The organism is Nocardia sp. NBC_01009 (assembly GCF_045208035.1).
Taxonomy (GTDB): Bacteria; Actinomycetota; Actinomycetes; order Mycobacteriales; family Mycobacteriaceae; genus Nocardia.
In genome coordinates this window covers 3,055,868-3,079,445 of record NZ_CP108695.1, presented here as the reverse complement: position 1 = coordinate 3,079,445, position 23,578 = coordinate 3,055,868, and the positions used below count along the sequence as shown (strand labels likewise).

At 67.2% G+C, this 23,578-nt stretch carries 24 protein-coding genes and 1 pseudogene; 12 read left to right on the top strand and 13 right to left on the bottom strand.

The window, feature by feature from the left end:
• Positions 1-72: 72 nt before the first annotated feature.
• The gene (locus OHA42_RS13615; RefSeq protein WP_406237254.1) at positions 73-1,320 is read left to right on the top strand and encodes an MFS transporter; all 1,248 of its coding nucleotides are present in this window, start codon (positions 73-75) and stop codon (positions 1,318-1,320) included.
• Here OHA42_RS13615 and OHA42_RS13610 read toward each other — a convergent pair.
• The 6 genes from OHA42_RS13610 to OHA42_RS13585 all read right to left on the bottom strand — a co-directional run bounded on the left by OHA42_RS13610 (position 1,294) and on the right by OHA42_RS13585 (position 6,402).
• Positions 1,294-2,034, bottom strand: a complete 741-nt coding sequence (locus tag OHA42_RS13610; RefSeq protein ID WP_406237252.1) for a 16S rRNA (uracil(1498)-N(3))-methyltransferase — start codon at positions 2,032-2,034, stop codon at positions 1,294-1,296. The two genes, OHA42_RS13615 and OHA42_RS13610, sit on opposite strands and share 27 nt — an antisense overlap.
• Positions 2,035-2,037: 3 nt before the next feature.
• Positions 2,038-3,186: a molecular chaperone DnaJ gene (gene dnaJ, locus OHA42_RS13605; protein WP_406237250.1), complete on the bottom strand. Its 1,149-nt coding sequence runs from the start codon at positions 3,184-3,186 to the stop codon at positions 2,038-2,040.
• A gap of 105 nt (positions 3,187-3,291) precedes the next feature.
• On the bottom strand, positions 3,292-4,323 hold the full coding sequence (gene hrcA / locus OHA42_RS13600) for a heat-inducible transcriptional repressor HrcA (protein WP_328410654.1): 1,032 nt from the start codon (positions 4,321-4,323) through the stop codon (positions 3,292-3,294).
• 68 nt (positions 4,324-4,391) lie between these two features.
• The gene (locus OHA42_RS13595; protein WP_406237248.1) at positions 4,392-5,036 is read right to left on the bottom strand and encodes a hypothetical protein; all 645 of its coding nucleotides are present in this window, start codon (positions 5,034-5,036) and stop codon (positions 4,392-4,394) included.
• A 198-nt stretch (positions 5,037-5,234) separates the two neighbouring features.
• Positions 5,235-6,032, bottom strand: a complete 798-nt coding sequence (locus OHA42_RS13590; RefSeq protein ID WP_406237246.1) for an alpha/beta fold hydrolase — start codon at positions 6,030-6,032, stop codon at positions 5,235-5,237.
• A 241-nt stretch (positions 6,033-6,273) separates the two neighbouring features.
• Positions 6,274-6,402 (bottom strand): hypothetical protein, encoded by a 129-nt coding sequence (locus tag OHA42_RS13585; RefSeq protein ID WP_406237244.1) that lies wholly within the window; start codon positions 6,400-6,402, stop codon positions 6,274-6,276.
• A 307-nt stretch (positions 6,403-6,709) separates the two neighbouring features.
• Between OHA42_RS13585 and OHA42_RS13580 the strand changes: the two are divergent.
• A pseudogene (locus OHA42_RS13580) lies at positions 6,710-6,964 on the top strand (helix-turn-helix domain-containing protein); the annotation flags it as partial.
• Between the two features lie 141 nt (positions 6,965-7,105).
• Here OHA42_RS13580 and OHA42_RS13575 read toward each other — a convergent pair.
• The 3 genes from OHA42_RS13575 to OHA42_RS13565 form a co-directional block, all read right to left on the bottom strand.
• The gene (locus tag OHA42_RS13575; RefSeq protein WP_328410647.1) at positions 7,106-7,327 is read right to left on the bottom strand and encodes a hypothetical protein; all 222 of its coding nucleotides are present in this window, start codon (positions 7,325-7,327) and stop codon (positions 7,106-7,108) included.
• A 357-nt stretch (positions 7,328-7,684) separates the two neighbouring features.
• On the bottom strand, positions 7,685-8,845 hold the full coding sequence (gene hemW / locus OHA42_RS13570) for a radical SAM family heme chaperone HemW (RefSeq protein ID WP_406239335.1): 1,161 nt from the start codon (positions 8,843-8,845) through the stop codon (positions 7,685-7,687).
• A gap of 215 nt (positions 8,846-9,060) precedes the next feature.
• A complete protein-coding gene (locus tag OHA42_RS13565) occupies positions 9,061-9,468 on the bottom strand; it encodes an SgcJ/EcaC family oxidoreductase (RefSeq protein ID WP_406237242.1) in 408 nt (135 codons plus the stop codon).
• Here OHA42_RS13565 and OHA42_RS13560 point away from each other — a divergent pair.
• The 7 genes from OHA42_RS13560 to OHA42_RS13530 all read left to right on the top strand — a co-directional run bounded on the left by OHA42_RS13560 (position 9,404) and on the right by OHA42_RS13530 (position 17,282).
• A complete protein-coding gene (locus tag OHA42_RS13560; protein ID WP_406237241.1) occupies positions 9,404-9,772 on the top strand; it encodes an Ms4527A family Cys-rich leader peptide in 369 nt (122 codons plus the stop codon). The genes OHA42_RS13565 and OHA42_RS13560 overlap by 65 nt on opposite strands.
• 134 nt (positions 9,773-9,906) lie before the next feature.
• Complete coding sequence (locus tag OHA42_RS13555; protein ID WP_406237239.1) at positions 9,907-11,718, top strand: nitrite/sulfite reductase; 1,812 nt, start codon at positions 9,907-9,909, stop codon at positions 11,716-11,718.
• A 63-nt stretch (positions 11,719-11,781) separates the two neighbouring features.
• A complete protein-coding gene (locus OHA42_RS13550) occupies positions 11,782-12,528 on the top strand; it encodes a phosphoadenylyl-sulfate reductase (RefSeq protein ID WP_406237237.1) in 747 nt (248 codons plus the stop codon).
• Complete coding sequence (gene cysD, locus OHA42_RS13545; protein WP_406237235.1) at positions 12,507-13,487, top strand: sulfate adenylyltransferase subunit CysD; 981 nt, start codon at positions 12,507-12,509, stop codon at positions 13,485-13,487. The genes OHA42_RS13550 and cysD overlap by 22 nt, the downstream gene beginning before the upstream one ends.
• A 1-nt stretch (position 13,488) precedes the next feature.
• Entirely contained in the window at positions 13,489-14,784 is a 1,296-nt protein-coding gene (locus tag OHA42_RS13540; protein ID WP_328410636.1) for a GTP-binding protein, read from the top strand.
• A gap of 370 nt (positions 14,785-15,154) precedes the next feature.
• Positions 15,155-15,934 carry a sirohydrochlorin chelatase gene (locus OHA42_RS13535; protein WP_406239333.1) on the top strand — a complete coding sequence of 260 codons (780 nt, stop codon included), beginning with the start codon at positions 15,155-15,157 and terminating at the stop codon, positions 15,932-15,934.
• A gap of 238 nt (positions 15,935-16,172) precedes the next feature.
• On the top strand, positions 16,173-17,282 hold the full coding sequence (locus OHA42_RS13530; protein WP_406237234.1) for a hypothetical protein: 1,110 nt from the start codon (positions 16,173-16,175) through the stop codon (positions 17,280-17,282).
• A 119-nt stretch (positions 17,283-17,401) separates the two neighbouring features.
• On the opposite strand, the gene OHA42_RS13525 is transcribed toward OHA42_RS13530, so the two are convergent.
• The gene (locus OHA42_RS13525; protein ID WP_406237233.1) at positions 17,402-18,037 is read right to left on the bottom strand and encodes a TetR/AcrR family transcriptional regulator; all 636 of its coding nucleotides are present in this window, start codon (positions 18,035-18,037) and stop codon (positions 17,402-17,404) included.
• Positions 18,038-18,145: 108 nt separating this feature from the next.
• On the opposite strand from OHA42_RS13525, the gene OHA42_RS13520 reads away from it, so the two are divergent.
• Positions 18,146-19,561 carry an MFS transporter gene (locus OHA42_RS13520; RefSeq protein ID WP_406237231.1) on the top strand — a complete coding sequence of 472 codons (1,416 nt, stop codon included), beginning with the start codon at positions 18,146-18,148 and terminating at the stop codon, positions 19,559-19,561.
• Between the two features lie 8 nt (positions 19,562-19,569).
• Positions 19,570-20,334 (top strand): SGNH/GDSL hydrolase family protein, encoded by a 765-nt coding sequence (locus OHA42_RS13515; protein WP_406237229.1) that lies wholly within the window; start codon positions 19,570-19,572, stop codon positions 20,332-20,334.
• 110 nt (positions 20,335-20,444) lie between these two features.
• On the opposite strand, the gene OHA42_RS13510 is transcribed toward OHA42_RS13515, so the two are convergent.
• The gene (locus tag OHA42_RS13510) at positions 20,445-20,867 is read right to left on the bottom strand and encodes a hypothetical protein (RefSeq protein ID WP_406237228.1); all 423 of its coding nucleotides are present in this window, start codon (positions 20,865-20,867) and stop codon (positions 20,445-20,447) included.
• A gap of 297 nt (positions 20,868-21,164) precedes the next feature.
• Entirely contained in the window at positions 21,165-22,106 is a 942-nt protein-coding gene (locus OHA42_RS13505; protein WP_406237227.1) for a helix-turn-helix transcriptional regulator, read from the bottom strand.
• A gap of 97 nt (positions 22,107-22,203) precedes the next feature.
• Here OHA42_RS13505 and OHA42_RS13500 point away from each other — a divergent pair, with 97 nt between their 5' ends.
• Entirely contained in the window at positions 22,204-22,608 is a 405-nt protein-coding gene (locus OHA42_RS13500; RefSeq protein ID WP_406237226.1) for a VOC family protein, read from the top strand.
• 105 nt (positions 22,609-22,713) lie between these two features.
• On the opposite strand, the gene OHA42_RS13495 is transcribed toward OHA42_RS13500, so the two are convergent.
• Positions 22,714-23,562 (bottom strand): HAD family hydrolase, encoded by an 849-nt coding sequence (locus OHA42_RS13495; protein ID WP_406237224.1) that lies wholly within the window; start codon positions 23,560-23,562, stop codon positions 22,714-22,716.
• Between the last annotated feature and the right edge of the window lie 16 nt (positions 23,563-23,578).

Genomic DNA, 23,578 nt, shown 5'->3' with positions numbered 1-23,578 from the left:
GCATCAGCAGACCAATTATTATTCATTTCCCTTCATAAAGGTGGATGGCAATCCTGGAGGACAGGAGGAGCCATGACCACAACCGCAATGCCCGGTGTCGCACCCTCGCACGAGCGCCGGATCACCACCGCGCTCTTCGCCGCAGGGCTGACCACCTTCGCGTCGATGTACAGCGCTCAGGCGTTATTGCCGAGCCTGTCCAGCGCGTTCGGCGCCACGCCCGCCCGGGCCGCGCTCGCGGTTTCGCTCACCACCGGGTTCCTTGCGCTGGCCATCGTGCCGGTGAGCGCACTCTCGTCGCGGATCGGCCGGACCCGGGTGATGATCGGGTCCGCAGTCACCTCGGCCGTCATCGGGCTGCTGCTTCCGTTCAGTCCGTCGCTCGATGTGCTGCTGGCCGGGCGTGCGCTGCAGGGTCTCGCGCTGGCCGGAGTGCCCGCGGTCGCGATGGCCTATTTGGCCGAGGAGATCGGCGCCGAGGGGCTCGGCGCCGCCATGGGCATCTATGTCGCGGGGACGTCGATCGGCGGATTGGCCGGTCGGGTGATTCCCGCCGTCACCCTCGACCTGACGTCCTGGCGCTGGGCCGAAGCCGCCGTCTCGGTGGCGGCCGCGGCATGCACCGTCTGGTTCGTGCGCGGCCTGCCGGAATCTCGCGGTTTCCAGGCCCGCCCCGCCGGAATCCGCACTGTCCTGAGCGATCTCGGCACTCCCCTGCGCAACCCCGGCCTGCTTGCCCTCTTCGGCATCGCCTTCGTACTGATGGGCGCTTTCGTCTCGGTCTACAACTTCCTCGGCTACCGCCTGACCGAGCCACCGTTCGAACTGCCCGCCACCATATCGGGATCGGTGTTCCTGCTGTATCTGGCCGGTACCGCAGCCTCGGCGGCGGCTGGACGACTGGCCGACCGACTCGGCAGACACCGGATGCTCGCCGCCTCGGTGGCCACCATGGGCCTCGGGCTGGCACTGACCATCCCCAACCACCTGACCGCCGTCATCTTCGGCGTATTACTCTGCACGGCAGGATTTTTCGGTGCACACACCGTGGCGAGCGCCTGGGTCGGCAGCATGGCGACCGATAACCGCGGCGCAGCATCATCGCTCTACCTGTTTTCCTACTACCTGGGCAGCGCGATCATCGGCGGCGCGGCGGGCATCGCCTACGCCGACGCCGATTGGATCGGCCTGGCCGTTTGCGTCGCCACCCTCATCACCATCGCCGCGGTCCTGTTGTGCACCTTGGCAACCCGGTCACGGCAGCTACCTCGCCACCTAGACACCACACCGGAGCTACCAGCGCGGAGTCAGGGCGCCTAGGGCGCCGAGGGCTACGGCGGCGGCGGTCGAGGTGCGCAGGACGGTGGGGCCGAGCAGGGTCACCGCGGCTCCGGCGTCGGCAAATGCCGTGAGTTCGGAGTCGTCGAGGCCGCCTTCGGGGCCGACGATCAGCATGATCTCGGCGGCCTCGGCGAAGGGCAGCTCGACGAAGCGGGCCGTGCCGGATTCGTGCAGTGCCACCACTAGTCCGCCCGAGTCCACGACCTTGCGGATCGCTTCGAGCAGGTCGCGGGTGCGGTGGAGGTCGGCGACCTCGGGGATATAGGCACGACGGGATTGGCGGGCGGCCGCGCGGGCGGCGGCGCGCCACTTGTCGACGGCCTTACCCGCCTTGCCTTCCCAGTTGGCGATACAGCGCGATGCCTGCCACGGGGTGATCGCGTCGGCGCCTGCCTCGGTCATCAGCTCGACGGCCAGCTCCGAGCGGTCCGACTTCGGCAGCGCCTGCACAACGGTCACCCGCGGTGTCGCGGGTGCGGTGAGCACGCGGTTGTTGACCTTCAGCTCGAGCCGATCTTTCTGCGCCGCAACGACTTCCGATTCGGCGAGCAGGCCGCGACCATCGGAGAGAGTGATCGGCTCGCCGACCCGGGTCCGGCGCACTGTCGCGGCGTGCCGTCCTTCCGGGCCGTCGAGGACCGCGATGGAGCCGGGCTCCGGGATGTCGTCGAGGTAGAAGACCGTGGCGGCCAACGACTATCGCCCGCTGAAGGACGCCCGCAACCGGGCGAACAGGCCGCTGTTGTGCTCGGACTGGGCCGACATCACCTCGGCGCGCTCCCGTTCCCGGGTGCCCTTGTACTTGCGCAGCAGGTCGGTCTGCTTGGCGTCGAGCTTGGTCGGCACCACGATGTCCAGGTGCGCGAGCAGGTCGCCGCGCGCGCCGGAACGAAGGCGGGGCATCCCGTGGCCGCGCAGCACCGAGATCTCGCCGGGCTGAGTGCCGGCCTGGATGGTGAGCTCGGTGGGGCCGTCCAGAATGGTGTCGATGACCACAGTGGTCCCGAGCGCGGCGTCGACCATCGGGAGCCGGACGGTGCAGTGCAGGTCGTCACCGTCGCGGACGAAGACATCGTGCGGCTGCTCGACGATCTCCACATACAGGTCGCCCGCATGCCCGCCGCCGGGGCCGACCTCGCCCTGCGCGGCCAACCGCACCCGCATGCCGTTGGCGACACCGGCCGGAATCGGCGCGGCGATTTCGCGCCGCGCCCGCACGCGGCCGTCGCCGCCACACTTGTGGCACGGGTCGGGGATCGTCTCGCCCGCACCGCGACAGGTCGGGCACGGACGCGAGGTCAGTACCTGACCGAGGAACGAGCGCTGGACCGACTGCACTTCACCCGCACCGCCACAGGTTTCGCAGCGCACCGGCTTGGAATTGCCGTTGGTGCCCGAACCGGTGCATACATCGCACAGGATGGCGGTGTCGACCGTCAGGTGCTTGGTGACACCGACCGCGCATTCGGCCAGGCTCAACCTGGTGCGCAGCAGTGAGTCGGCGCCGGGCTGCACTCGGCCGCGCGGCTTGCGGGTGGCGCCGGTGCCGCTCATTCCACCGAAGAACGCCTCGAACACGTCGCCGAGACCGCCGAAACCGGCGCCGGAATAACCCGCGCCGCCACCGGATTCGAGCGGGTCACCGCCCATGTCGACGATGCGCCGCTTCTCGGCGTCCGACAGCACCTCGTAGGCCGCCGACACTTCCTTGAATTTGGCCTGCGCTACCTCGTCGGGGTTGACGTCGGGATGCAGTTCGCGCGCCAGCTTGCGGTAGGCGCGTTTGATTTCCTGGTCGGTCGCGTTCTTCGCAACACCGAGCAGTCCGTAGTAGTCCCGTGCCACTTGAGTTCTCTAGTCCTTGGTCGCAACAGCATTAGTCGGATGCACTCAACTTTATCCGGCCGAAAGTTCGAGGGTAGCAGCGACGTCGGCGGACGCCGCTCCTCTTCAGCGCTCGGCGAGCACCTCACCGATATACCGGGCAACGGCCGCGACCGAGGCGATCGTTCCTGGGTAGTCCATGCGCGTCGGACCGAGCACACCCATACCGCCGAGCACCGCACCCGCCGCACCGTAGCCGGTCGACACTACCGAGGTCCCCCGCATCTGCTCGACCTGGGTCTCCTCACCGATGCGCACCGTCACGGTACCGGGGTGCTGCGCGGCCGCCAGCAGCTTGAGCACGATCACCTGCTCTTCGAGGGCCTCCAGCACCGCGCGCAACGAGCCGGGGAAGCCGAAGTCGGCGGCATTGCGGGTCAGGTTGGCGGTGCCGCCGAGAACCAGGCGCTCTTCCGGATGTTCCACCAGCGTCTCGACCAGCACGGTCGACACGCGCACCAGCACATCACGCAGCCGCTGCGGAGCCCGCTCGGGCAGTTCGGCGACCGCCGCCGAGGCCACGGCCAGGCGCTTGCCGTCCATCGCGCCGCCGAGCATGCCGCGCAATGCGGCCAGGTCGTCGTCGCCGATGAGCGCACCGAGTTCCACCAGGCGTTGGTCGACGCGACCGGTGTCGGTGATCACAACCAGCAGCAGCCGGGCCGGATTCAGCGCGACGACCTCGATGTGACGCACCGTGGACGCCGACACCGTCGGATACTGCACCACCGCGACCTGCCTGGTCAGCTGGGCCAGCAGGCGCACACCACGGCGCAGCACGTCGTCGAGGTCGACCCCCGATTCCAGGAAGTCCATGATCGCCCTGCGCTCGGCTCCCGACAGCGGCTTCACCTCGGAGATCCGGTCGACGAACTGCCGGTAGCCCTTGTCGGTGGGAATGCGGCCCGAGCTGGTGTGCGGCTGCGTGATGTAGCCCTCGGCCTCCAGCACCGCCATATCGTTGCGGACCGTGGCGCTGGACACACCCAGGTTGTGCCGTTCCACCAGGGTCTTCGACCCGATCGGCTCCTTGGTCGCGACATAATCCGCGACGATCGCGCGCAGGACCTCGAAGCGCCGATCCTCGGTGCTCGACATCGGCCCCACCTCCTCGCTTCGTCCACGGGTACGCCCCGCACTGATGGCGCAGCCGGAATTCCGGTTCGCTATTCACCCAGTCTAATTGCCAGGCCACCGACCGCTCGTTCACGCACCTGGGGATACGGGTCGAGCTCGGCCGATGCCCCGACCTCCAGCGGTACACGGCCGACGAATCGTCTTTCGACGGAAGCCATACGGCTGATAGCGTGCCCGACATCGTTCGCAGGCACGATGATCAGCAGGGGGGATCCTGGTTTGCTCCACGCGAGTGGTCGAACGCCGACCGTGAACCGACCGCCGGTGTACCCAGAGCTGCGGTGATCCCGTGCCGGCGGCGCAGGCGTTGTGATGGCAACCGACGGCGCGATTACCGGAACAACTGCGTGCCCATCGAAGCCGGCCGCGGCTCGGTCCCCGAGCCGGCGGCTCGCACCCGCCAGACTCATCCGCGCCTCGACCTCGGCATCGCCGTCTCCAGGTCCTTGGAACTCGACGAAGAACCACGCGCGGCCCATGGCCGACATCGCGGGCACCGGCAGCCCGATCGCTACTGACACAGCCGGATTCGAGACAGAGGTAGAGCTATGAGCAATCCCCTTGGTGAACAACAGAATTGGCAGCCGAGCAGACCAGGTCCGCAGCCACACCAGCCGTATGCGCAGCCACACCAGCAGCACCCGACGCAGCAGCAGCCACAGGTCACCGCACAAGCACCCACTACCGCGGGCCCATTGTGCCGATCCTGAACGACGCACTCGCACCACAACAGCCGAAATCGCCGGGTAGGACGTGGTACCTCATCGTGTGGGCCATCGTCCTCGTGCCCATCGTGCTCGCCATCGTCGCCAACTTCACGAACTGACGCCGAGTGGCACACCCCCGTGGTGGTGTGCCACTCGTGCGCCGGATCAGTGCGCGGCGGTTTCGACCAAGGCCGCCACCTCGCCGGGGTGGGAGACCAGAGACGCGTGGGATGAGTCGATCTCACGGGTCTGCGCGCCCATGCGGTCGGCCATGAATCGTTGGGACGCAGGCGGAATGATGCGATCGGCGCCGGAGACCAGATACCAGCTCGGCGTCGATGCCCAGGACGGCGCACCCGACGGTTCGAGATTCGCGACAACGGCGATCGAGCGCTGGTGGGCGAACATGTCGGCAGCGGTCGCGTCGCTGACGTCTTGGGCGAAGACCTCGTGGAAGTAACCGGGCGCGACGTATCCGTCGATGTTCTTGCCCGCGACGCCCTTGGGGTCGTCGACGACCGCGACCTGCAGTACCGGCGGCAGCAATCGGCTGCCGGGGAAGCGGATCGGGTCCAGCTCGGCTTGGGCGATCTCCGACTGCACCGGAGCGAAGGCCGCTACATAGACCAGCGATTCGACCTTGGGGTCGTGCACGTTGCTGATGACGAACCCGCCGTACGAATGCCCAACGAGCACAACAGGTCCCGAGATGGTATCCAGCGTCCGCTGCACGGCCGCGGCATCGTTGGCCGGGCCGCGCAGCGGGTTGTCCGGTGTCACCACCCGGTAGCCATCGGCGCGCAGCAGCGCCGCGACACCGTCCCAGCTCGTCGCGTCGGCGAACGCGCCGTGCACCAGCACGATCGTCGGCTGGTGCTCGGCGGTCGCGGGCGCCGCCACGACGGGCGTCAGAGCGAGAGTCAACGCGACCAGGCAGGCGCGCACGCTACGGGTGATGGTCATCAGTCCCTACCTATCCGTTCTTGATGAAGTCGAGCAGGTCGGTGTTGAAGAAGGTCGTCTCGAAGTCTCCGCACAATCCGTGCGGCGAATCAGGATAGGTCGGCGGCCGACCGTTGAGCGGTAGCCGCGCCGACTTCGCGCCCCGCCGCGACCGGCACGACCTGGTCGTTTCACCGAGTGCGACCAGCACCAGAACCTGGATGCCCCGCAAATCCCCGGTGGCCGGAGGCGGAAACGGGATTCAGGCCTCGACCTGCGCGGGCAGGCCGTTCTTGGCCAGAAAGTCCAATGCGGTGTCGGCGAGTTCGCCCCACCCGTGGTCGGCGGGCATCGAGTGACCGCGATCTTCGAGAACCACGAGCTCGGTCACACCGGGATTGCGCCGCTGGATGCCGAAAGCCGAGCGGGGCGTGCACGCACAGTTCGATGTGGAAGTTCGGCGACGCCAGCATTTTCCGTGCGCAGATGTCGGGCATCCAGCTGGTCCGCACCCCGAAACAGGTACTGACAACGCCTGCGCCGGTGCTGGCAATTGCCGACTGACCCGCGATGCCGATTCGCTCAGTGACGATCCTGCCGCACTGCTATCGGGCTGCGCCAGTATCGAACTCGTTCGCGGGTTGTTGTTGTCGGCCGGAGGCTCCGGCCGTGACGGTGGCGTTGTCCCCGCCGACATCATGCTGAGCCGGATTCGAGCGCACGTGCGCCGCAACCTCACCGACCTCGACCTCAGCGCCGAACAGATCGCTCGCGCGCACAACGTCTCGGTCCGGCACCTGTACAAAATCTGCGCGAGCGCCGAGTACAGCCTCGAACAGTGGATCATCAGCCAGCGGCTCGGTCAGGTGCGCGCCGAACTCGCTCGCGCGGACAGCAGACACCGATCAATCGCGATGGCGGCGCGCCGGTGGGGTTTCCGCGATCCGTCGCATTTCGCGCGACGCTTCCGCGCTGCCTTCGGCATGTCACCCGCGAATGGCGCCGGACAGCGCTGGAAGAAGCCATCCGCCGACCGCTCCGCGGGGAACGGGACACTCTGCTTCGACCGTGTCCCGTTCGCGGCGCGGGTGGAACTACAGCTCAGGGCCGGTGGTGACCCTGGCGAGCTTGCCGGCGAGGGCATCCAGACCGAGCATCGCCAGGAGGGACACGCAGTCCTCGGCGTTCTCGGAATGGCTGGCGACCGTCCTGGCCGCGATCGCGCTCTGTCGCGCGGTTTCTGCTTTTTCTGCGGCCCGCGCCTCAGCGAAGTCGCTTTGTTCGTGAATCAGAGTGATGTGTCGTGCCGGGGGCATAAGACTCCTTGGGTTACTTCGGAGCCTACGCGGGTTGACCGAACCGTGATAGTGCAACCATCGCAACACGCGCGCGACCGACAACAGATAGGCTGCGTCGGGCGCTCGGCCCGCCGACGACAGCGTGGTCGTCGAGGCGCCGCCGGCAGATGACCCCGCGCCACCGGATGACGCGCGGCGAACTCCACACAGTCGCACGCAGCGATCGGCGTGCCCCGCGCCGAAACCGCGGCCACGCCAGGATGCGCCGCGATCGCTGTCCAACGCGCACGCAGGCACCGCTCGATGCCCACGGAGGCAAGGGATTCCGATGCCTGGAAACGGCGCGGCGCCGCAGGCGAACAGCGGCGGCGCTGCTCAGTCCAGCAGCGTCCGCACCACACCGTCGGCGAGCAGGCGACCGCGATCGGTCAGCACCAGATGATCGCCCGAACGGACGGCGAGGCGGTCGGCGACAACACGTTCGGCCGCCGCGGTTTCCACCGCGTTCAGCTCGGCCAACGGCAATCCGCTGCGCAGCCGGGCGGCCAGCATGACGCGTTCGGTGTGGCGCTCCTCCTCGGTCAGTTCCTCCCAGCCCGCGGCAGGCAGGCCGCCGAGCGCGACGCGATCGGCATACCGTGCGGGGTGCTTCACGTTCCACCATCGGACGCCGCCGACGTGGCTGTGCGCGCCAGGGCCTGCGCCGAGCCAGTCGCCACCGTCCCAATAACCGAGGTTGTGTCTGCAGCGCGCGGAATCGCCTGCGGCCCAATTGGATACCTCGTACCAGGTGAGTCCGGCCGCGCTCAATCGCGCGTCGATGCGTTCGTAGCGGGCGGCGAGCACGTCGTCGTCGGGAGCGGGCAGTTCGCCGCGGCGGACGCGGCGGGCGAGGGCGGTGCCGTCCTCGACAATGAGCGAATACGCCGAGACGTGGTCGACGCCGGCGCTGAGTACCGCGTCGAGGCTGGCGTCGAGGTCGCCATCGCGCTCGCCGGGGGTGCCGTAGATCAGGTCGAGGTTCACGTGGTCGAACCCGGCCGCGCGCGCTTCCCTGGCAGCGGCGACGGCCCGGCCGGGAGTGTGTGTGCGGTCCAACACCTTCAGCACGTGCTGTGCCGCCGACTGCATACCGAGCGACACCCTGGTGAATCCGGCCGCGCGGATCCGCTCGAAGAATTCGGGCGAGGTCGACTCCGGATTCGACTCGGTGGTCACCTCGGCATCGGACTCGAGGGTGAAGTTCGCCCGTACCGCATCGAGGACCGCGGCGAGCCCGTCGCCGCCGAGCAGCGAGGGCGTCCCGCCGCCGACGAAGATGGTGGCAACCTCCGGAGTCGCTGTCGGCAGCGCGGCAAACCGCTCGGCCGCCGTGGCGAGTTCACCGCGCAGCGCCTCCAGCCAGGACTGCGGCGATGCCGACGTACCGAGCTCCCCCGCCGTGTAGGTGTTGAAGTCGCAGTACCCGCACCGCGTCGCACAGAACGGCACGTGCACATAGATCCCGAATGCCCCGCCCCCGAAATCACGCAGCACGAGGTCAGCAGTCTCGGCATCGGTCGCGGTAGCAGCAGAACTCACCCCACCAGTGTGAACGCCGCCCACTCGGCCTTCGCCCTCGGGCAGCCCGATCGGCCGGCCTGACACGCAGGACGCCGCGACCATCATCGGGATACGCCGCCTTGCGGCTGCCGGGAAGAGGACGGATCTCGATACAGGTGCGGCTATGGACCCGGTGTCGACGGCGGGCGTCAGGAATCGGCGACCACGGTGTTCTGGTTGGCGGTGAGCAGCCAGCGGCCGTCTTCCTTGGACATGACGTACATAGGGCTGCCCTGGCCGGCCTGCTGGCCGTCCGCTGCGAAATAGCGCTGGACGACTTTGACGGCGGCGACGTCAGGGCGGATGAACAGCACGTGTTCGACCTCGTAGGTCGCGGTGCCCGTACGCATCGCGCCGGGCAATACCTGGGCCGTGAATTCGGCGATGGCGCTACGACCGAACAGGCGTTTGCCGCCGCCGGTGGTCCAGATGGCGTCGGCACGGAACAAGCCGACGAATTCGTCGACGAGTTCGTTCTGCTGGGAATGCTGAATGGTGGCGACCACCTGGCGGATCGCTTCGATGTCGGTGTCTACGTCGACGGCTGCTGTGCTCATGACACCGAGCCTGCTACCTCGAGTTAACTTCAGGTCAATGAACGTGCGCCAGTTCACAGCGGACTCATCTGACGCATCACCGCCCGCATTCGTGCCACGAACTATGACAGCCATCACAGTTGCCGCCATCGGTCCAGGGAATTTCCCTCGAATCCGCGGGAAATATGGCCGCGCGGTCGGAACGTCCACCCTGACGTGGCACAATGGCCGCATGCGCGGATCCGGAGTACGACTTGTGGCACGTCGCCACGTCGACTTCAAGCGCGTCTGTAGCGCCTGCTGTCTGCCCGGTTGTCCCCGGTAGTTCAGCGGCGCGCATTCCCGGGTCTCCCCGGCGATCTTCCGATTTCGATGACATCGGCCCGCTGATACCGCAGGCGTGAGTCAGCCCCTCGCGCCCTCAGCACGGATGTTCACTCACCCCGCAGGAGCGACCCCATGACGTCGAGCACCGACGCCGGTCCAACCGATCAGCCTTCGCCGGAGTCCCGGCCCGGGCATCACACCCGCCCGGACCGCCCGGCCTCCGAGCGACGCGTGCGGCCGGACCGGCCACGCGCCGAGGCCGGTGCGGCCCCGCGCGCCCGCACCGGTAAGCCCGTTCGCCGCAAGGCGGAGGGCCAGTGGGCGCTCGGCTACCGCGAGCCGCTGAACCCGAACGAGCAGTCCAAGAAGGACGACAACCCGCTCAACGTCCGCGCCAGGATCGAGAACATCTACTCGAAGCAGGGCTTCGACAGCATCGATAAGGGCGATCTGCGCGGCCGGTTCCGCTGGTGGGGTCTCTACACCCAGCGCGAGCAGGGCTACGACGGCAGCTGGACCGGCGACGAGAACATCGACATTCTCGAGGCCAAGTACTTCATGATGCGCATCCGCTGCGATGCGGGCGCGCTCACTGTCGAGCAGCTGCGCACCCTCGGCCAGATCTCCACCGAGTTCGGCCGCGACACCGCCGACCTGTCCGACCGCGAGAACGTCCAGTACCACTGGATCGAGGTGGAGAACGTCCCCGAGATCTGGAAGCGGATCGAGGCCGTCGGGCTGAAGACCACCGAGGCGTGCGGCGACTGCCCGCGTGTGGTGCTCGGTTCCCCGCTGGCCGGTGAATCGCTGAACGAAATCATCGACCCGACGCCCGCCATCGACGAGATCGTGCGCCGCTACATCGGCAAACCGGAATACTCCAACCTGCCGCGCAAGTTCAAGTCCGCGATCTCGGGCCAGCAGGACGTGGTGCACGAGATCAACGACATCGCCTTCATCGGTGTGAACCACCCCGAGCACGGACCGGGTCTCGACCTCTGGGTCGGCGGCGGTCTCTCGACCAACCCGATGCTGGCTCAGCGGGTCGGCGCGTGGGTGCCGCTCGACGAGGTGCCGGACGTGTGGGAGGCCGTTGTCTCGTTGTACCGCGACTACGGCTACCGCAGGCTGCGCACCAAGGCCAGGCTGAAGTTCCTCATCAAGGACTGGGGCATCGAGAAGTTCCGCCAGGTGCTCGAGGACGAATACCTGAAGCGCAAGCTGATCGACGGTCCCGCGCCGGAGCAGCCGACCAAGCCGATCGACCACGTCGGCGTGCAGAAGCTGCGCAACGGGCTCAACGCCGTCGGCTTCTCTCCCATCGCGGGCCGGGTGTCGGGCACGATCCTGACCAAGGTCGCCGACGCGGCGGCCAAGGTCGGCTCGGATCGGATCCGGTTCACGCCGTACCAGAAGCTGATCGTGCTCGACGTCGCCGACGACAAGGTCGACGAACTCATCGACGAGCTGGCACCGCTGGGCCTACAGGCCCGCCCGTCGCTGTGGCGGCGCAACCTGATGGCCTGCTCCGGCATCGAGTTCTGCAAGCTCTCCTTCGCCGAGACCCGCAAGCGATCCCAGGTGCTCGTTCCCGAGCTCGAGGAGCGGCTCGCGGATCTCAATGCGCAGCTGGATGTTCCGGTGACCATCAACATCAACGGCTGCCCGAACTCGTGCGCGCGCTCACAGATCGCCGACATCGGGTTCAAGGGTCAGCTCGTCGATGACGGCAGCGGGAATCACGTCGAGGGCTTCCAGGTTCACCTGGGTGGCAGCCTCGGATTCGACAGCGCTTTCGGGCGCAAGCTGCGCCAGCACAAGGTGACCAGTGACGAACTCGGTGACTACATCGAGCGAGTGGTGCGCAATTTCATCAAGCACCGCGAGGACGGCGAACGGTTCGCGCAGTGGGCGGTTCGAGCCGACGAGGCCGACCTGAAGTGATGAGCGCGGCGAACAGCGGCGATCGGGCAGAGCTGTGCGACGGCTCGGTACGGGAGATCTGACATGACAACACAGTTGGTGGGCAAGCTGTCCGAGGACGAGCTGCGGGCGATCGCCGAGCGCGGCGCCGCGGAGCTCGACGGCGCTTCGGCCGCGGAACTGCTGCGGTGGACCGAGGACAACTTCGGCACCGGGTCGAACGGAGCGCAAGGCGATCGCGCCAGCTACATCGTCGCCTCGAACATGCAGGACGGCGTGCTGGTTCACCTTGCCGCGCAGGTCCGTTCGGGAGTCGAGGTGTTGTTCCTCGACACCGGCTACCACTTCGCCGAAACCATCGGCACCCGGGACGCGGTCGAGGCCGTGTACGGCGTGAACGTGATCAATGTGCGGCCCGAGCATTCGGTGACCGAACAGGATCAGCTGCTCGGCAAGGATCTGTTCGCGCGCGATGCCGCTGAGTGCTGCCGGCTGCGCAAGGTAGTGCCGCTGAAGAAGTCGCTCGCCGGCTACAACGCCTGGGTCACCGGCATCCGCCGGGTGGAAGCACCGACTCGGGCCAACGCGCCACTCATCTCGTTCGACGAGGCGTTCGGCCTGGTGAAGATCAATCCGATCGCCGCCTGGTCCGACGACGAGATGCAGGCCTACATCGAACAACACGGCATCCTCGTCAATCCTCTGGTGGAAGAGGGATATCCGTCCATCGGCTGCGCTCCGTGCACACGGAAGCCGGAGCCGGGTTCCGATCCGCGAAGCGGCCGCTGGGCCGGCCTCGCCAAGACCGAATGCGGGTTGCATCAGTCATGACCGAAACCATCGTGGGTGAATTTGTGAACGAATCGTCGAACACCGCCGAACGTGCCCTTGGCATTACCGAATTCGACACCCTCGCGGCGCTCGAATCCGAGTCGATCCACATCTTCCGTGAGGTGGCAGGCGAATTCGAGCGGCCGGTGATCCTGTTCTCCGGCGGCAAGGACTCGACGGTGCTGCTGCATCTGGCGCTGAAGGCCTTCTGGCCTGCGCCGCTGCCGTTCGCGCTGCTGCACGTGGACACCGGGCACAACCTGCCCGAGGTGCTGGAATTCCGCGACAAGATCGTCGAGAAGTACGGTCTGCGGTTGCACGTCGCGAAGGTCGAGGACTATCTCGCCGACGGACGGCTGACCGAGCGGCCCGACGGCATCCGCAACCCGTTGCAGACCGTCCCGCTGCTGGACGGCATCGCCGAGCACCGCTTCGACGCGGTATTCGGCGGCGGCCGCCGCGACGAGGAACGCTCCCGCGCCAAGGAGCGAATCTTCTCGCTGCGCAACGCCTTCGGACAGTGGGATCCCAAGCGGCAGCGTCCCGAGCTGTGGAACCTGTACAACGGGCGGCACGCACCCGGCGAGCACGTGCGGGTGTTCCCGCTGAGCAACTGGACCGAGCTCGACATCTGGCGCTACATCGCGCGCGAGGACATCGACCTGGCGAGCATCTACTACACCCACGAGCGCCCGGTGTACCAGCGCGACGGCATGTGGATGACGCCCGGCGTGTGGGGCGGCCCACGCGAGGGCGAGGTGCTGGAGACCCGTTCGGTGCGCTACCGCACCGTCGGTGACGGATCCAGCACCGGCGCAATTCTTTCCGAGGCGGCTGACAACGAGGCGATCCTCGCCGAGGTGGCCGCCTCCCGATTGACCGAACGCGGTGCGACGCGCGGTGACGACCGAGTGTCGGAAGCCGCGATGGAGGACCGCAAGCGAGAGGGTTATTTCTGATATGTCCGACCTATTGAGGCTGGCCACCGCCGGTTCTGTCGACGACGGCAAGTCCACTCTGGTCGGACGCCTGCTCTACGACACGAAGTCCGTGCTCGCCGATCAGATCGACGCCGTCACCCGCGCGTCGGTGGACAAAGGTCTGGCCACCCCGGATCTTTCGCTGCTCGTCGACGGGCTGCGGGCCGAACGCGAGCAGGGCATCACGATCGATGTCGCCTACCGCTACTTCGCTACGCCGCAGCGGTCTTTCGTGCTCGCGGACACCCCCGGGCATGTGCAGTACACCCGCAATACCGTGTCGGGCGCGTCCACCGCACAGCTGGTGATCCTGCTCGTGGATGCCCGCAAGGGTGTCATCGAGCAGACCCGTCGCCACGCCGCGGTGCTCGCACTGCTCGGCGTGCCCAAGCTGGTGCTCGCGGTGAACAAGATCGACCTGGTCGATGACGCCGCGACCGTGTTCGCCGAGATCTCCGCCGAGTTCAATCAGCTCACCAGCACGCTCGGGTGGGCGAGCGAGGACGTGCAGGAAATCCCGGTGTCCGCGCTGAACGGCGACAATATCGCCACCCGCTCGGCGAACACCCCGTACTACGACGGACCTTCGCTGATCGAGCATCTGGAGTCGGTTCCGGTGGATGCCGACAGCTCGGGTGCGCACGCGCTCGGGCTGCGTTTCCCCGTGCAGTACGTGATCCGGCCACGCACCGCCGAGTACCCCGACTACCGCGGTTACGCCGGCCAGATCGCGGCGGGTTCGGTCGCTCCCGGCGACGAAATCGTGGTGTTGCCTTCGGGTATCCGTTCCACGGTCGAGCGGGTCGATACCCCCGACGGTGAACTCGCGGTGGCACAGACCGGGCGCAGCGTCACGCTGATACTCGCCGACAATGTGGACATTTCCCGCGGCGACATCATCGCCTCGGTGGCCGACGCCCCCGAGCCCATCGATGCCTTCGATGCGACCGTGTGCTGGTTGGGCGACCGGCCGCTGCGCCCCGGCGCCCGGCTGCTGCTCAAGCACGGCACCCGCACCACCCAGGCCATCGTCGGCGCCCTACTGGAGCGGTTCGACGAGCAGCGCCTGATCGCCGACCCGAACCCGGAGTCGCTGGAACTCAACGACATCGGCCGCATCTCCGTGCGCGTCGCCGAGCCCGTCGCGGCCGACGACTACCGCGTGAACCGGCACACCGGCAGCTTTCTGCTCATCGACCCCGCAGGCGGCAACACCCTGGCCGCAGGCCTGGTCGGCGACGTGCTGTCGGCGGTCGAGGTCGGTACCGGGGTCTGATATGCGGTCCGCGCCAGCTCTTTTCGACCCCGCGCAGGCGCGGACCGCTGCCACAGCGCACACCACGTTCGGTCTCCCCGCATCGACGCACACCGCCACGGCCCTGTGCGCTTGCGAACCGATCGAGCCCACGCCACCGGAGGCCGCCGCAACGTCCTCGGCCAATTCCACACTCGCCGTGTCGACACCGACGTGGACTGCTGAGACCCACCCGCCGGCGCCTGACGTCGATCTCTCCACGTCGACTCGGCCCGGTGCGAAACTCCACGCACCCGCGGCGGCGTTCCCGACGGCCGCGTGGACGGTGGCACCGCGACCGGCACTGATCGCCGTTGCCCACGGCAGCCGCGACCCGCGCTCGGCCGCAACCATGTCCGATGTCGTCGCGCTGATCGCCGCAGCGCGCCCGGACGTCGACGTGCGGCTGGCGTTTCTCGATCTGAGCACCCCTTCGGTCGAGCAGGTCGTCGATGCCGTCGCCGCAGACGGCCACACCCATGCCGTGGTCGCACCCCTATTGCTCGGCAATGCCTTCCACGCCCGAATCGACCTACCCGGTCTCCTGGACACCGCCCGCACCCGCCACCCCCGCCTTCACCTCACCCAGGCCGACGTCCTCGGCCCCGACCCCCGCCTCGTCGCCGCGCTCCGCGACCGTGCTCTGGAAGCCCTCGCTTCCCACCCCGCCGGCGCCCCGCACCTCGCCGATGGCCACGCGGTGAGTGGCACATGGCTGCGGCATATCGCGAGAGACGCCCACGATGGCGTGCCACTCGGCACCCGCACGGAACGACCCGAGCGGGTCGGGATTGCGGTAGCGGCGGTGGGGTCGTCGTCGGGGGCGGCCAATGGACGGACGGCGCTGGTTGCGCAGCGGCTGTCCGCTGCGACGGGGTGGCGCACCGAGATCTGCTTCGCCACAACCGAACCCGGTGTCACCGAGGCGGTTTCGCGCCTCCGGTCACGCGGGGCGGACCATGTCCTGGTGGTCCCCTGGTTCCTGGCCCCAGGCATGCTCACCGACCGACTGGCGGCCGGCGCACCGGAACTCGTCCACGCCGAGGTCATCGGCGCGCACCCCGCCCTCGCCGACATCGTGTGGAACCGCTACGACGCCGCCTTCGCATCCACACTGACCCTCTCGGCCTGAACCAGAGCTCGTCGACGCCGAGGTCAACGGCCGGAACCTCGCTCTCGCCGGCAAGTCCGGACGCCGCGCACCAGTGATGTATTCCGTTGCGCCGACCACTGATCGATAGTGCGACCTGAGCGTCCGACAATGTAGAACCCACGTGAGCCACCTCACATGAGCCAGCCTTGCTTGATACCCCCAGGGGGTATACTTTCGATTCTGTCGGAACGAAGAACAAGATCAGAGAGGCCGAGCAATGAGCACTCAGGCGAATACCGCGCAGCACAACACCCCCGTGGACCACGAGGCCACTGCCGACCCTTCGACGCACGCGACCTCCGGCGCTCACACGGGTCATGACACCCACTCAGGTCATGACACCCACTCAGGTCATGACACCCACTCAGGTCATGACACCCACTCAGGTCACGACACCCACACAGGTCACGACACCCACAACGCTCATGCAGCGCACATCGCGGCGGGGATCGGTGGGCAACAGATCGCCCAGAACGGAATTCACGAGAACCACGCAGGCGACGACGACCACGCAGGACATGGGGACCACGCGGCCCACGGCGGCCACGCGGGTCATGGGGACCACGCAGGCCACGGCGACCACAGCGCTCATGCGGCGACGGGGCCCGGCGGGCTGCAGATCACCCAGGATGGGTACACCTTGGAGTTGGCGAGCACGATTGTGCAGGCGGGTGAGATCGACTTCCGGTTCCGGATTGTCGGGCCCGACGGGCTGCCGGTCACCGAGTTCGCATCAATCCATGACAAGGAGCTGCATCTGATCGTTGCGCAGCGGGAGCTGACCGGGTTCTGGCATGTACATCCCGAGCGTGCCGCCGACGGCACCTGGTCGGTGCGGCTGAATCTGCCTGCGGCGGGGGCATATCGGGTGTTCACCGATATCGCGCCGCGAGCTCTCGGGCGGACGATCACGCTGGGTGCGGATCTCGCGGTCGCGGGCGACTACGCGCCGCAGCCCACACCGGAGGTGGCTCACACCTACGTGGTGGACGGCTACGAGGTTGCACTGGATGGAGAGCTGGTTCCCGGCGCCGGCCGGCTGATCACGCTCACCGTGTGCAAGGACGGCGAGCCGGTCACCGACCTGCAGCCCTATCTCGCCGCATTCGGGCACCTCGTAGTGCTGCGCGCGGGTGACCTCGCCTACGTCCACGTCCACCCGAACGGCGAACCCGGCGACGGAGTCACCGCACCTGGCCCCGAAATCACCTTCCACACAGTGGTTCCCGGCCCCGGCACCTACCGCCTCTTCCTCGATTTCAAGCACGGCGGCACCGTTCGCATCGCTGCCTTCACCCTGGCCACCACTGCCACCCACGAACACTGAACCACTGCGGGTGCAGGACTCCAAGCGAGATCCAAACAGCTCACCACTACTGAAATACCCGCGAGCGGGCGCCCATTATCGGGCGCCCGCTACGGTTTTCGCCGATCGAGGTCGGCCGATCAGGGCGCTGGCTCACCTATGAGGTTGTCGACGATGGCACGAGCGGTGGCGACACCCCAGTCCTCGCCCATCTGCTGGGCGGTGTTGGCGGCGCTGAGCACGGCCTCGATTTCGAAGGCGATGATATCCGCGTTGCGCTCGCCGAGATGACCTTGCTCCTGGGCCTGGCGAATCTCTTTGGCCAGGAACGCGAGCCAGTCCCTACGGTCCTCGGCGATGGCGTCACGGACCGGGCCCGGCTTGCTGTCGAATTCGGCGATGGTGGCGACGCGGAAACATCCGCCGGGGAAGGTCGGGTCGGTGATGTGCCCGAACCACAGCTCGATCAGGACCCGGAGGCGGTCGTAGCCCCGCGGCTGGGACATGCTCGGCCCGATGACCCGCTCGATGAAGACTTCGCGGGCCGACTTCACCGCGGCTACCTGCAGCGCCTCTTTGGTGCCGAACAAGGTCGCGATGCCGCTCTTACTCAGGCCGAGATCGGCGGCGAGCCTGCCGATGCTGACCCCGGTCAACCCTTCGACGGAGGCCACTTCCGCGGCGTGCCTGGCGATAGCCGCCCTGGCTCGTGCGCCCTTGGCCAGGCGCTGGTCGGTGCCGGGCGGCAGCTCTGGAGGGATTGTCAACTCGGCCATGGCTGCCATTGTTCCACCTAGGGGTTGCAAATACGAACGTACGGTCGTACGTTAATTGCACGAACGATCGTACGCTTTGTTCGTCCTCCTCGCTAAAGGATCTCCCCCATGACCGAAGTGACCGCGCGGATCGACAATCCTCCGACCACGAACACCGCAGCACGCACCCTCCTGATCGCATCCGGCGCCGCGTTCATCGCCTTCCTCGACCTTTCCGTCGTCAACATCGCCTTCCCCTCGATCGCTCGTGACTTCCCCAGCACCCCGGCCACCACGCTGACCTGGATCGTCAGCGGCTATGCAGTCGCGTTCGCCGCACTGCTCACTCCGGCGGGCCGGTTCGCGGACACCCTCGGCAGGCGCAAGCTCTTCTTGATCGCCATGGCCGGTTTCGCGCTGACCTCCCTACTGTGCGGACTCGCGCCGAGCGCGCCATGGCTGATCGCCGGCCGCCTACTCCAGGGCGCGACAGCGGCACTCATGGTGCCGTCCGCGCTCGGGCTCGTACTCAGCGTCACTCCCCGCGAGAAGATCGGCGCGGCGATCGGAGCCTGGTCTGCCGCAGGCGGATTCGCCGCCGTAGTCGGTCCCGCGATCGGCGGCGCGTTGGTCGAGACGTTCGGCTGGCGCTCGGTATTCATGATCAATATCCCGATCGCGATCGCGCTCATCGTGCCCGGTCTGCGCATTCCGGTGCCCGACACCCGGCAGCCGGGCGGCGCCATGCCCGACCCGCTCGGCACGATGGCCATCGCGCTCGGACTCGGCGGCCTTGTCGTCGGAGTCACCGAGGGACAAGAGTGGGGTTGGAACGCACCGGTCACGCTGATCGCACTGATCGGCGGAACCCTGCTGATCCTCGTCGCACTGCTCCGCTCGACCCGCCACCACAATCCCGCCATCACCGTCCGGTTGTGGCGCAGCCGGCCGTACGCGCTCGCTACGGCTTCGACCTTCGTGTTCGGCGGGAGCATGTTCTCCTGGCTCTTGGCGGGACCGCTTTTCCTGGATGCGATTTGGCAGTACTCGGTGCTGGAATCGGCCGGCGCGCTGACCGTCGGCGCGGTGTCCTCGATGGTGACCGCCACCATTGCCGGTCGTATCACCTCCCCCACCACGCGGCGCTGGGTCGGTGTGCTCGGCGCGCTGATGTACACCGCCACCACGGCGTGGATGAGTACTGATGCATTCGGTTCGACACCGGCGCTGTGGTCGGCCTGGATCCCTGCGGGACTGCTCGGCGGCGGCGGCGTCGGGATCGTTGTCACGGTGCTCGGCACCGCTGCGGCGAGTTCTCTTCCGCCGCAGGAGTTTGCCGCGGGTATCGGGATGAACCTGACCGCGCGGCAGGTCGGCGGTGCGCTGGGCATCGCGGTGCTGGCCGCAGTGTTCGCGGCGCATCCCGGCGATCCGCTCGGCGGATTCCATACCGTGTTCGCCGTCTCCGCGGCCATCGGCGTGGCGGCTGCGCTGCTCATCGCGATCCCGGGTCGTACGCCCGCTACCGCACTCGCGACTCAGTAGGAGCAAGCATGCCGCACCACAGCATTCGGCCCGCCGACGTCGCCGAACCCTCAGCTCGAGAATTGGGAGTCACCGTGACCGACAACATTGTTCGTACTGAAGCCGACGACCCTATGCTGCTGCCCGCCGACGAAGCGCGGCGCCTACTGGTCGGCGCACCGTGGCAGCGTTACGCGGTGCTCGGCGACTCCATCGCCCAGGGCGTCGGCGATCCGAGCCCCGGCTATGCGAGCACCGCGTGGGCCGACCGTGTAGCGGGAACGCTTTCGTCGGTGAATCCCGGTCTGGCGTATCTGAATACCGGCCAGATCGGCGCCACCACCGCGCAGGTGCTTGTCGAGCAGCTGCAGTCGGTTCTCGATTTCGAACCCGACCTGGTGCACCTCAGTTGCGGCGGCAATGATTTGTTCCTGCCCGGCGGCAGTGTCGAGGAGTTGCGCACGAATCTCGATGCGCTCTTCGGCGCGCTGGCCCGCAGCGGCGCTCAGGTATGCACGTTCACGCTGGCCGATGTGTGGGAAGTGGAGCGAATGCTGCCGATGCGTCCGATGCGGGATCGGATGGCAGCGCTCAATGATGTTGTGCGTGAAATGGCCGCGCGCTACGACGCCATCCTGGTGGAATTCTGGGATCACCCACTGCGGTTGCGCCCCGACGTAATGAGCGCCGACCTCATCCACTTCACGATGAGTGGACATGCCGTGGTGGCAGCCGAGATGGTGCGCGCACTCCACAGTCGCTTCTCCACGCGCGCCGAAGAGCACGCACACTAATTACCCGCACGGCCATACTTATTCGAAGAATGCTCCCCGCAACGACGCTGGGCCGGGCCAGGACATTTCTGTCCTGGCACGGCCCAGCGTTCGCTAATTCGCCCCAGGAATCAGGGCAGCACCTGCGGCACCATCTCCGGAGCGAGCGCACCGACCAGCAGACCGATCACCGTGCCCCACAGCGCACCGTTCAGCGCACCGCTGATCGCACACGGGATCGCGCCGACGATGAAGGCGGGCAGGCACGCGACACCCGCGAGGACGCCCGAGCCTGCGGCGCCCGCGAGAGCACCGCCCGCCGCACCGTTGGCCAGCGGATCGTGGTTTGTCGCTTCCGGATTGGTCGCGATCTCTTCCAGCGGGATCCCGGCGGCCACCGGCGCAACGACCGGCTCGGCGACCAACTGCACCACCGGTGCAGGCGCCGGAGCGAGCTGCCCCGGATCGGCCGATGCCCCACCGGCGACGGTGACCGCAACCGCCAACGGCATCGCCGCGGCAACCAGCTTGTTCACGAAGGTCCGACGGACCATGTCTTTTCTCATTTCTCCCCGACCTCCGATATCGAATCGAACGTCTCCGAATTACTGTTCGGCTCAGGATGATCCGAACAGCTCAACGTAACGGACGACTGTTCAGATTTCAAACCGTGCTGCCGCAACCCTTTTCACCATTGGGAACCCGCCGCCGAGATCACGGCGGCACCCGCCGAATCAGATCGGGCACGACCGCGCCGATCGAGAATCCCTGGGCCACATCAATTAATCGCCGATGATTCGAAGACGAAATCTTGACGATTCGATGTGCAGGACTCATTCTGCGAATCCGATTCAGGTCCGATAACTGTCGACGAGTTCGGTGCCGAGTACCGCAAGCTGGTCGCGCACCGACTGCGGACCGAGCACTTCTATTTCGGCCCCCCAACCCGCCAGCTGCTGGGCGATCATGCGCGGTGTCGGCGCGGTGACACGGACTTGGATGCGGCCGTCCTCGACCGGGCCGTCCACCACACAGTGCCTGCCCTGCTGATTGTGCAAGACGGGCAATAGGTGCTCCGCGATCAAGGCGGTTGCGGAGGTGGCCGCCCGACGTTGCTCCATCTCGCCGACCACTTCGCCCCATGCGTCGGACAGATCGAAATCGGCGGGGCGAGGGGCTGTTTCGTCGGTGACGAGCGCGTCACGGATGCGGTCGACACGGAAGGTGCGCTTACCGCGATCAGTGCCCGCGATGAGGTACCAGATGCCGTCTTTGTCGACCAGACCCCACGGATCGACCAGCCGCTGCGTTTTCTCACCCTTGCGGTCGTAGTCCAGGCGCACCTTGCGGCGTTCGACGACGGCCCGCTGCAACCGGGTGACCATTTCCGGGCGTGTCGGATCATGGGCGCCCCAGCGCGCGGGATCGATGACCACGGCGTCGGCCGCGGCCTGCGCATCGTTGCGAAAGGTCTGCGGCAGGGCGCGCACCAGCTTCCGTAGCGCGGACTTCAGTTCGGGTACCGCGTTCGCCGACGGGCCTGCCAGGAGGAACAGTGCGCGCGCTTCCGATTCGTTCAGGCCGCTGAGATCGGTGCGTGCGCCGCCGATCAAGGACCAACCGCCGCCGCGCCCCATCTGCGGGTACACCGGAACCCCCGCCGCCGACAGCGCTTCGAGGTCGCGACGCGCGGTGGCGACCGAGACCTCGAGTTCCTCGGCGATCTCCGCCGCCGTCACCCGTCCACGCGCCTGCATCAACAGCAGGGTCGCCACCAATCTGTCTGCTCGCATGTTTTTCATTCTCCCCGTAAAAGTGCTCATTCCGTGAGCACTTTGGGTTGGATGATGGTTTTTACAAGAAGACGAACACCGACGAAGGAGACCGAAAATGCTGCGTGGAATGGCGACCGTGACGTACTGGGCCGAGGACTTCGAGGGCGCGAAGGACTGGTACACCGAACTGCTCGGAGTCGAGCCCTACTTCCACGTGCCCGGCGCGTACTACGAGTTCCGCATCGGCGACTACCAGCACGAACTCGGCATCCTCAACCGGCAGTTCGCCCCGGAGGGCGCACCTACCGAGCCGGGTGGCCAGGTCTTGTACTGGGCCGTCGACGACCTGCAGGCCGCCCTGGACCGGCTGATGGAACTGGGCGCGAAGGAGTACCAGCCGGTGCGGACACTCACCCAGGGATTCGCCGTCGCCTCCGTGGTCGACCCGTTCGGCAACGTGCTCGGCGTGATGAGCAACCCGCACTACATGGAGGTGCTGGCCGAGACCGGACCCGCGTAGCCGACTCGAGCAGTAGTCATCGGTGGTAGTGAAATGGTGGTTGCGTCAGACGCCATTTCACTACCCTCGATGCCGAAAGCGACGGTGTCCGACAAGGCCGGTTCGTCAAGCACCGAACCAGCGCTCGAGCACCTTTGCGACGCCGTCGTCCATGACGTCGTCGGCGATTTCATCGGCGAGTACTCGAATTTCGTCGGGTGCGTTTGCCATCGCCACGGAATGCCCGGCCCAGCGCAGCATTTCGCGGTCGTTGTAACCGTCTCCGATCGCCAGGGTTGCGTCGCGGGGGATGCCGAGGGAGGTGCGCAGGCGTTCCAGGGCCCAGCCCTTCGAGACACCCTGGCGCGAGACTGTCAGCCACGGACCGAATTCACCGTGTACCCAGCTCGCGCCGGGCACCTGCAGCGAACTGAGCAATCGCAGCATTTCCTCCAGCGCGCCGTCGGGCCACCAGCCGTTCAGTCGCGGCGTGGGCTCCTTGCTCAATTCACCGTCGTCGACCAGCAGGTATTCACCGATGGAGAACTCCCCCGGGCTGATACCGGTCGCCCAGGTGCCGATGCCGACCTTCTCCACCGCGAAGATCATGTTCGGGAACAGCGCACGCAAGGCGGTGACAGCGGGCGCGGGATCGAACGCCTGCACGGTGACCGGCTCGCCCCTCGCCACATCTATGTGGACGGCGCCGTTGGAACACAGCGCATGCCCTTCTATCAGTCCGATCTGCTCCAACACCGGACGCGTTGTCAGCAACGTCCGCCCGGTCGTCACGACCACATGCGCACCCGCCGCGACGGCTGCCCGCACGGCATCGGTCACCCGTTCGGTGACCGGCGATCCCGTCTGCAGCAGCGTCCCGTCCACATCCAGCGCAATCAGCTGGGGTCCCCCGACTACAACCACCCACCCATTGTGCATCGGCGCGCCGCCGGGCGTCATCCGATCAATTGTCACCGGACTTCCACGCGCA